This window comes from Pseudomonas sp. MF09150 (assembly GCF_059862355.1).
In genome coordinates, this window is sequence record NZ_JCBCUS010000015.1 from 98,442 (window position 1) to 107,918 (window position 9,477).

At 65.6% G+C, this 9,477-nt stretch carries 3 protein-coding genes; all 3 read right to left on the reverse strand.

Annotated elements, in window-relative coordinates:
* Positions 1 to 15: 15 nt before the first annotated feature.
* From recD to recC, 3 genes are read right to left on the reverse strand one after another with little or no spacing between them, the layout of a single operon-like run.
* Positions 16 to 2,088 carry an exodeoxyribonuclease V subunit alpha gene (recD, locus tag AC19YX_RS32925; RefSeq protein WP_500607900.1) on the reverse strand — a complete coding sequence of 691 codons (2,073 nt, stop codon included), beginning with the start codon at positions 2,086 to 2,088 and terminating at the stop codon, positions 16 to 18.
* The gene (recB, locus tag AC19YX_RS32930; protein WP_500607901.1) at positions 2,085 to 5,774 is read right to left on the reverse strand and encodes an exodeoxyribonuclease V subunit beta; all 3,690 of its coding nucleotides are present in this window, start codon (positions 5,772 to 5,774) and stop codon (positions 2,085 to 2,087) included. The genes recD and recB overlap by 4 nt, the downstream gene beginning before the upstream one ends.
* A complete protein-coding gene (recC, locus tag AC19YX_RS32935) occupies positions 5,771 to 9,220 on the reverse strand; it encodes an exodeoxyribonuclease V subunit gamma (RefSeq protein ID WP_500607902.1) in 3,450 nt (1,149 codons plus the stop codon). Before recC ends, recB begins: the two co-directional genes overlap by 4 nt.
* Positions 9,221 to 9,477: the final 257 nt, after the last annotated feature.

Here is a 9,477-nt window from a genome sequence, read left to right on the forward strand (position 1 = left end):
TTGCTCGCCCGGGGCCTAGCCCAGCTCCAGCATCAGGCCGCTGAGGCGCTTGACCTTGCGCCGCACGGCCTCTTCAAACACCCCGGCGCGGGGCTCGATCAGGCTGAACCAGTCCTTGGCGCGGGTGATGCCGGTGTAGATCAGTTCCTTGGTCAGCACCGGGTTCAGGGCGTCCGGCAATATCAGCGCGGTGTGGGCGAACTCCGAGCCCTGGGATTTGTGCACGGTCATGGCGTACACGGTTTCCACATCATTGAGCCGGCTCGGCAGCACAAAGCGCACCCCGCCCTGGCCATCGTTACGCGGAAAGGCCACACGCAGCACCAGGCGCCCGGCCTCCGGCCCCTCGTGCTCGGGCAGTTTCAGGGCAATGCCAATATCGCCGTTCATCAGGCCCAGGCCATAGTCGTTGCGGGTCATGAGCACCGGACGGCCTTCGTACCATTGCTGCTCGCTGTCGATCAGCCGCGCCTTGAACAAGGCACTGGTCACCCGCAGGTTCAAACCCTCGACGCCCCACGGTCCCTTGCGCACCGCACACAGCAACTGAAACTGGTCGAAGGCCTTGAGCACGTCCCGCGCCCAGCGGGTCCAGAGCGGATCCTCAAGGGCGGTGCCGGCCGGCGGTCGCTGGCTGCGCAGCAGACTCAGGTAATGCCGGTAGCCTTGCGGGCCGTCGCCATGACCTTCGAGCAGCAGGCGCTCCAGGGCACGGTCCTGCTCGCCCTTGAGGCTCAGGGCATAGAGGTCGGCGTGGCTGCGGGCCGCCAGCAGGCGTCGCGCCTCATCGGCCTGCTGCTGGTTGACCCAGCGCGCCAGCTGGCCGATGCCGCTGCCTTCGCCGAAGCGCCGGGAATGACGCAGCATCACCACCTGCTGGGCCAGAGGATGGGTCTGCCCGTGGTCTTCCTGCAAGCCGCTGGCGGCGAGGTTTTCGCCGCTGATGGCCTGCAACCAGTCGCGGGTCGCCGGGCTGTACCAGCCGGCTTCCGCATCGCGGCACAAGTCGCCAAGCACCGCGCCGGCTTCCACTGAGGCCAGTTGGTCCTTGTCACCCAGCAGCACCAGCCGCGCATGCATCGGCAAGGCATCGAGCAGGTTGGCCATCATTTCCAGGTCGATCATCGAGGCTTCATCCACCACCAGCACGTCCAGTGGCAGGCGATTACCGGCGTGATGCCGGAAGTGCCGGGTGCCCGGACGATTGCCCAGCAAACGGTGCACGGTGGTCACTTCACTGGGGATTTTCTCGCGCACACTGTCGGCCACGGCCAGGGAACGCACCTGCAGGCTGATGGACTCGGTGAGGCGCGCAGCGGCCTTGCCGGTGGGCGCGGCCAGGCGAATCCGCAGCGGCTTGCCGGCCTCCACCGCCGGCGCCTGGAGCAAAGCCAGCAAGCGCACCACGGTGGTGGTCTTGCCGGTGCCCGGGCCGCCGGTGATGATGCTGAACGCCCCCCGGGTGGCCAGGGCGCAGGCAAGCTTCTGCCAATCGATCGGCCCCGCCGCCTTGGCCGGACCGAACAGGCCGTTCAAGCGTTCGGCCAGGTCCACAGGCGTCGGCTCCTGCAGCGCCAGACGCTGGCGCAGGGCCAGGTCGATACGGCGCTCATAGGCCCAGTAGCGACGCAGGTACAGGCGCTTGCCCGACAACACCAACGGCCGCTGCCGAGCCTCCTCGGCACCATCGGCCGCCAGTGCCACCAGGCGACTGGCCGCCAGAGCCTTGCACCAGTGAGCGCCGTCGAGGCTGGCCAGCACGTGGGACGGCAGCAGCGCACCGCCCTGCAGGTCGCCTTCGGGGGGCAGGGACAGGGCGAAATCCGGCTCCTTGAGGGTTTCGAACAGGTCCAGGCACACATGGCCGTGGCCCAACTGATGGCTGGTCAACGCCGCCGCCATCAGCACCAGCGGGTCGCCGTCGGGTTCCAGCTCATGCAGAAAGCCGACAAACGCCTTGTCCAGGGCACGCAGCCAGCCGCGCTCCAGCCACCGATCGAGCAACAGCATCAGGTCGCCGGCACGGGCCAGCGGCGCCAGGTCGGGTTGCGGCGCGGGCGCCAGGGACGTCAGCAGGTCATCGTTCATAGCAGTACTCCCTGTTCCCAGGCGGGCTCAGCCTTCGGCAGTTCGGGCTTGCCCTGGAACATGCGGTCCAGGCGTTCGATCAGCTCCCGTGGCGGCCGGGCAAACACCAGCCCCTGGCTGGCCGAACGGGTGCCGCGCAAAAACAGGTAGAGCGCGCCGCCCATGTGCCGGTCGTAATCGTAATCGGTGAGACGGGCCTGCAACTGACGGTGCAGGGCCAGCAGGTAGAGCACGTATTGCAGGTCATAGCGGTTGTCGAGAATCGATTGTTCCATGGCCTGCTCGGTATAGGCCGCGTCGTCCACGCCGAGCCAGTTGGATTTGTAGTCGGCCACGTAATAACGGCCCTGATGTTCGAACGTCAGGTCGATAAACCCCTTGAACATGCCGTTGAGCAACACCGGTTCGGCCGTGACCCGAGGCACGCCGTGGTGGGTGTGCTGGCGCACCAGTTCATCGAGCTTGAGCACGTCGACCTTGTGGCTGGCAAACCAGAACTCCATCTCCACCCGGTACTCGGTCAGTTGACTGAGCACCACCGGCGGTTGCCCCGCGCCGACAGCCAGAGGCGCCTGCAACAGGTGCTGCATCCAATCGCTCAGGGTCGGGATCCAGCCTTCCCAGCCACGCCGATTGCAACGCCGGGCGATGGCATCCTCGATGGCCTCGGGGCCGGCGGCGAACCCGTCTTCCCCGGCCCACTCCAGCAAGCCATGGAGAAAGGTCCCCGGGTTCGGCCCCCGCGGGAAACGATGGATATCACCGCCGCTGGCCGCGACCTCACGGGGCGCATCGGGGTCGAGTCGTTCATCGTCGAACAGCTTTTGCGCCTGCGGGTTTTCCGGTGCCTCGGTGCCAGCGCCCAGGCTGTCGCTGATGCGCAGGGCACTGTAGGAAGCGATCCACCAGTTCTCCGCAGCACGTCGGTTCGGCAGCAGTACCGCCAGCAGGCTGGCGTCGTTGCGCGGCGGGGTAAAGCGGTTGTCCCAGGCCTCGGGCATGGGCTCGACACCGAGCGCCTCGCAGCCCTCCTGCAGATCGTCCAGCCAGCGGTTCAGGCCAGCGGATTCATTCAATACCGCACCGCCCCCCAGCAGATAGCCGAGGGCCGAGAGGTGCAGCACCGAGCTGTTATTGCTGCCGCGCTTGAGGTCGGTGACGCCCAGCCAGCAGGCGTGTTGCGCCCGGGTCAGGGCCACGTACAGCAGGCGCAGGTCTTCAGCCAGACGCTCCTCGTCAGCGCGGGCAATCAGCTCGGGAGTCGGGCGCAACGTCACCTGGGCCTTGCCCGCGGCGTCGTGGTAATGCAGCGGCAGGCGGCTGCCATCCACCGGTTTGGCCGAACAGATAAACGGCAGGAACACCAGTGGGTATTCCAGCCCCTTGGACTTGTGGATGGTCACCACCTTGACCAGTTGCTCGTCGCTTTCCAGGCGCAGGATCTGCTCTTCACCGGCCTGCCCGGACAACGCCAGATGCTCGGCCAGGTGACGGATCAACGCCTGTTCGCCATCCAGCTCCGCCGCCGCTTGCTGCAACAGTTCAGACAGGTGCAGCAGGTTGGTCAGCACCCGCTCGCCATCGCTGCGGGCGATCAGGCCCTGGGGCAGCTGAAAGTCATGCAACAGGCGGCGCAACATCGGCAACACGCCCTGAGTGCGCCAGATCGCCCGATAACCACGGAACTGCATGACCCGGGCTTCCCAGGCCAGTTCGTCCTGGTTCAGCCGCTCCAGCTCCGCCAGGGGCAGGTTCAGGGTCAGCGACGCCAGGGCCGCACGCAGCGGGCGTTCGACGTCCGGCTCGGCACAGGCCTTGAGCCAGGTCAGCAGGTCACGGGCTTCCTGGGCCGCGAACACCGAGTCCTTGTCCGACAGGTACACGCTACGCACGCCACGGGCCGCCAATTCAGCGCGCACGGCCTGGGCCTCTTTACCGTCGCGCACCAGGATTGCGATATCCGCCGGCAGCAGGCCCCGCAGCGCCTGGCCGTCCCGGGCAAAACCGCTACGGCCTTGCTGGCCGCCATTGAGCAACTCGACAATCTGGCTGGCGCAGGCACCCGCCAATTGCTGTCGATACACCACCCCGGACAACGGCTGTTCGGCCGACAAGTGCCAGAGATTCATCGCCGCAACGGCCTGGCCGTCGATCAGCAACTGTTCCTTGCGCCCCTGGGACTCCACCGGCAGAAAGGGCACCGGGTTGTCGCCATCCGGCTCGCGAAAGAGAAAGGCGCCATGGCCCTGCTCCCGCACTTCGGCACGCTGAAACACATGATTGACCGCACTGACCATGGCGTGGCTGGAGCGGAAGTTGGTACCCAGGGTGTGCAGGCGGCCACTGGTGGCCTGGCGTGCGCGCAGGTAGGTGTAGATGTCGGCGCCGCGAAAGGCGTAGATCGCCTGCTTCGGGTCGCCAATCAGGAACAGGCCGGTGTCCGGATTGTTGTCCTCGATGCGGTAGATGCTTTCGAAGATCCGGTACTGCACAGGGTCGGTGTCCTGGAACTCATCGATCAGCGCTACGGGAAATTGCTCGCGGATCAGGGTTGCCAGGCGCTCGCCGCCGTCTGCCTGCAAGGCCGCGTCCAGGCGCAGCAGCATGTCGTCGAAGCCCATCTCGGCCCGCCGCCGTTTCTCTTCCTCGAATCGCGTCCCGACCCACTGTGCTGCGTGCTGCAGCACCGCCGCGTCCGGACTGGGCAAGGCATCCAGGCTGGCCTTGAGCTGGGGCATGGCGTCCAGCCCGGGGTGGCGCGGAGCCTCGCCCTTCCAGGCCTCGCTCATGCCGTCGGCGGTCAGGCGGCTGAAGCCGGTGCCGATGTCCAACTGCTCGGCACTTTCATCCTGGGCCCAGGCGCTGATCTTTTCGAACCAGGGCTCGAAGTACCGGGCCTGCATCTTGCGTCCATCGACGCTCTTGCTGGCCACGCCTTGCAGGCAGATCTCACGCAACTCGGCGGCCCACTGCACCCAGGGCGCCTTGAGCTCGACCAGCGCCTCGCGACGCTCCTGCAGGCAGGCTTCGATCAGCTCGCTGGGGGATTGGGTTTGCGGCTCCCGGCGCTCGCTGCCAAACAATGCCCGCACTCGCGGCAGCAGCGCCGCCGGCCCGCCCCAGTTGGCCCGTACCCAATTCAGCGCATCGCCCTGCATCGGGTAGCAGAACAGCCGCCAGTAATCGCGCAGCACTTCGCCCAGCAGGTCGCTGTGGTCGGTTTCCAGGGTCTGGGTGAACAGGCTGCCGCTGTCGAACGCGTGCTCGCGCAACATGCGCTGGCACCAGCTGTGGATGGTCGAGACCGCCGCCTCGTCCATCCATTGCGCGGCAATGTCCAGGCGGTTGGCGCAGGCGGCCCAGTGCTCGGGAGCGAACTGCCCGCGCAGGTCGGCAATCAGGCTATCGCTGGCAGCGATCTCGTCACGGAAGAACCGTGCGGCCTCGGCCAGGCGCGTGCGGATGCGCTCACGCAGCTCCTTGGTCGCGGCGTCGGTGAAGGTCACCACGAGGATTTGCGGCGGCAGCAATTCCCGGCCAAAACCGGCCGGCTCGCCACCGTGGCCCAGCACCAGGCGCAGGTACAGCGCGGAGATGGTGAAGGTTTTGCCGGTGCCGGCGCTGGCCTCGATCAGTTGGCTGCCACGCAGCGGGAAGGCCAGGGCCAGGGGGACTTGCTGGGTCATGCATCGGCCTCCGTGCTGAGGGCTGAACGCCAGGGCGCGGTGAGCAGCGGGCGATAGAGTGTCTCGGCCCAGCCGCTGAAACTTTCGTCGGCGACCAGGGCGTTGTAATCGGCGAATTGCCGGGCCAGGGCCGGGCTCTCGCGGCGCTCGCCATCGGTGGTCTGGCCATCGCCTTCATAGGCTTTGCGCGCGGCGGCTTCGGCCTTGAGCGGGTCGCTCTGGCCCAGCCAGGCGAACGCGGTTTTCACCGCCACCGGCAATGGCTGGCGCATCCCGGCCTGCCAGGCCAACAGCAATTCGCCGAGGCTGTTGAGCGCCGCTTGCTGCTCCAGGGCCGGCAACAGCAGGCTGTCATCACTGGCCACCAACGCGGTGCTTAACGGGTAGCCGCTGGCACAGGCCACCAGGTGATTGACCCACACCCGAATCAGTCGGTGCCACTTGCGGGTCTTGATCGAGCCGATGCTGTTAGGGATGGCGGTTACCGACAACAGGCCGCCGTCGACGCGCTGATGCAGGCCGCTGAGCCAACCCTCCAGGCGCACGCCCTTAAGCTCCAGGGAGACCGGCAAGGCGCTGGTCACCGGGGTCGGCCACAGGCTGAGCAATTGCTGGTAGCGCTGCAACAGGTCCGGCAGCGGCTCGATCAGCTCGCGCTGCAGGCACTCGCCAAAACCGGCCATGGGCAACAGGCCACTGGCTTGCAGCCGTTGTGCCTGGGCCTGCAAGGCCTGCTCGGGGTGCTCGGTATCACCGAGGGCAGCTTCCAGCAGGCTGTCGCTGAGGCTGTAGCGTTGCAGAGCGTCGAGGACGAAAGGCTCTTCATCGGCCAAGGGGGCTTCCAGGGCTTCGAAGAACACCTTGAGCCGCTGGCTGAAAAAGTGCCGCACCGGGTTGCGCAAAAAGTCCTGCAACTGCCCCAGGCTCAGGGGTTCTTCCTGGACGTAGGGCGCCAGTTGTTCCGAACCCGTTTTCGGGTCGTGCTGCTGATGCAGCAGTTGCCACTCACGGGCGTAACTGAACAGCGCATCGCCCTCATGGAAATAGCGGGCGCTGAAAGGTTGCAGCGGATGCTCCTGGGTCATGCCTTCCAGCAGAGGCGCCTCATCGACCAGGGACCAGCCGCTGGCCAGGTGGTCGCGCAGCTGACCGATCAGCACCGAGGCCGGGCGTTCGCTGTTGTCACGAATGCTGCGCCCGACCCAACTGACGTACAGCTGGTTGCGCGCTGAGAGCAAGGCTTCGAGCAACAGATAGCGGTCGTCTTCACGGCGGGAACGGTCGCCGGGGCGGTAGTCGCTGCCCATCAGGTCAAAATCCAGCGGCGGCTGGGCACGCGGGTAATCGCCATCGTTCATGCCCAGCAGGCACACCAGCTTGAAAGGGATCGCACGCATCGGCATCAGGGTGCAGAAGTTCACCGCACCGGCGAGAAAGCGCTGGGACAGGCGTCCCTGGTCGAGCCCGGCCAACCAGGCTTCGCGCACCACGGTCAGGGGCAGCTCGTCTTCCAGGCCGACCGACTGGCAGGTCTCGAGCCAGGTTTCTCGCAGGTCTTCCAGCTGGCTCAGCAGGTAGTCGTCGTGCTCGGTCTCCGCCAGGAAGAACAACTGCATCAGCCCTTGCAGGCGCTCGCCCCACTGCTGCGGCGTCGCGGCCTCCGTCAGTTGCCCATAGGCCACTTGCAAGGCGTCGAGCAGCGCCACCAGTGGGCCGATCAGCGCCGCGTCCAGGCCGCCGATTTCGTCGTAGGGTTCAATGCCATCGCAAGCGGCGGAGCGGCCCACGGCGTAGCCCAATAACATGCGGCGCAGGCCGAAACGCCAACTGTTTTGCTCCAGCTCCTCGGGCAGCCCCAGCTGTGCACGCTGCTCGGCGCTCATGCCCCAGCGGATGCCGGCGCCTTCGATCCAGCGGTGCAGGGTCGGCAGGTCGGCTTCATCCACGCCAAAACGCGCACGCAAGGCCGGAACATCGAGCAGGTCGAGAATCTCACTGACCGGGAAGCGGCTGTCCGGCAGCTTCAGCAAGTGCTCCACGGCGATCAGCAACGGGTCGCGCCCGCGCTGGCCCTGGTCGGTCAGAGTGAAGGGGATAAAGCGTCGGTCTTCGCGTTCCAGCTGCCCGAACACCGCACGGATATGTGGGGCGTAACTGTCGATGTCCGGAACCATCACGATCACATCACGAGGGCGCAGGTCGGGATCGGCACTGAAGCGGGCGAGCAACTGGTCGTGGAGGATTTCCACCTCGCGCTGGGCGCTGTGGGCAATGTGAAAACGGATCGACTGATCCTGCGTCAGATCGATCGCCGGCCAGTGTTCGCGGGTCTCGTTCAATGGGCGCAGTTCGAGGATGTCGTCCTGCAATTGATTGAGCATGTTCTGCGGCTGGTTTTCGCTGAACAGGTCGATGCGCCCATCGCGAAAGGCCGCACGGTAGCTGCTGGGGTCGTCATAACTGTCGAGCAGGCTGATGTAGTCACGGCCCTGTTTGCCCCAGGCGGCCAGCAGCGGATGCGCATGCTGATGCAGGGTTTGCGGGTCGAGGGCAACGGGCATGCCGGCCTTGCGCGCCTGGCGCTTGTATTGATGCCGCAACAGGTCTTTATCGGCGACGATGTCGGCCCAATGGTGACGACATGGGTTGTGCACGCAAAGCAGCACCTGGCTGAATCGCGCCAATCCCGCCAAGGCTTCCAGGGCCTGGGCCGGCAGTGAAGAAATCCCGAACACGATCACCCTTGACGGCAAGCCCTTGGGCGCGACATCCAGCTGGTTGATGCGCTCGATAAAGCGCTGGTGAACCCCGGCCCGACTCTGGGCCATGCCTTCGGCCCCGACATCCAGCAGCAAGGCTCGCCACAACTCGGCCTGCCAGCAGTTGGCAGGGGTCAGCGGCTTGGCCTCGCCTCGACCATTGCGCAATTGATGCCGGCCGGCGGCCCAGTCTTCCAGCCAGTCGGCGCGGTACACCTGGTATTGGTCAAACAGGTCCGCCAGGCGCTCCGCCAGTTGGTAGCGCTTACGCAGGTCGGTGTCGTGGGTCAGGAAGCGTTGCAGGGGCTCGAAGTGCGGCTGATCGATCAGCTCGGGCAACAGGCGCATCAGGCGCCAGGTCAGCGGGGCTTTATCCAGCAGGGACTTGGGCGGGATTTCATCCCGTCCCAGCACCATGCGATACAACTGCCACATAAAACTGCCCGGCAGTTGCACATCAATGGCGGCGGCGATACCGCAGCCTCCGAGGTCGTCGTCCTGTGGGTCTTCCGCCAGGGCCAGCTTCAACCATTGGGCGATGCCGTTGCTCTGCACCAGGGCGATTTCATTTTCCAGGGGCGCCAGGGGGTAACGCCGCATGACGCTGATCACCAAGCTGCGCAGCTCATCCAGGCTGTTGCTCTGGACCACCATAAAACCAGCGTTGAGGGACGTAGCGTCCGGCATAGAGGCTTCCTTGGAAAATGCACAAGCGAGGGTGGGACTTTAGCAGTGAGAGCAGCAGTAAGCTTCAAGTGGATAGCGGCAAGTGGGAGCCGAACAAGGTGCCTGCAAGGTCGTCCCCGCACAGCCAGCACTTTCCTGCGCGCAAAAACAAAACCCCTGATTGCGTTAGCAATCAGGGGTTTCGGAATTTAATCTTGACGATGACCTACTCTCACATGGGGAAACCCCACACTACCATCGGCGATGCATCGTTTCAC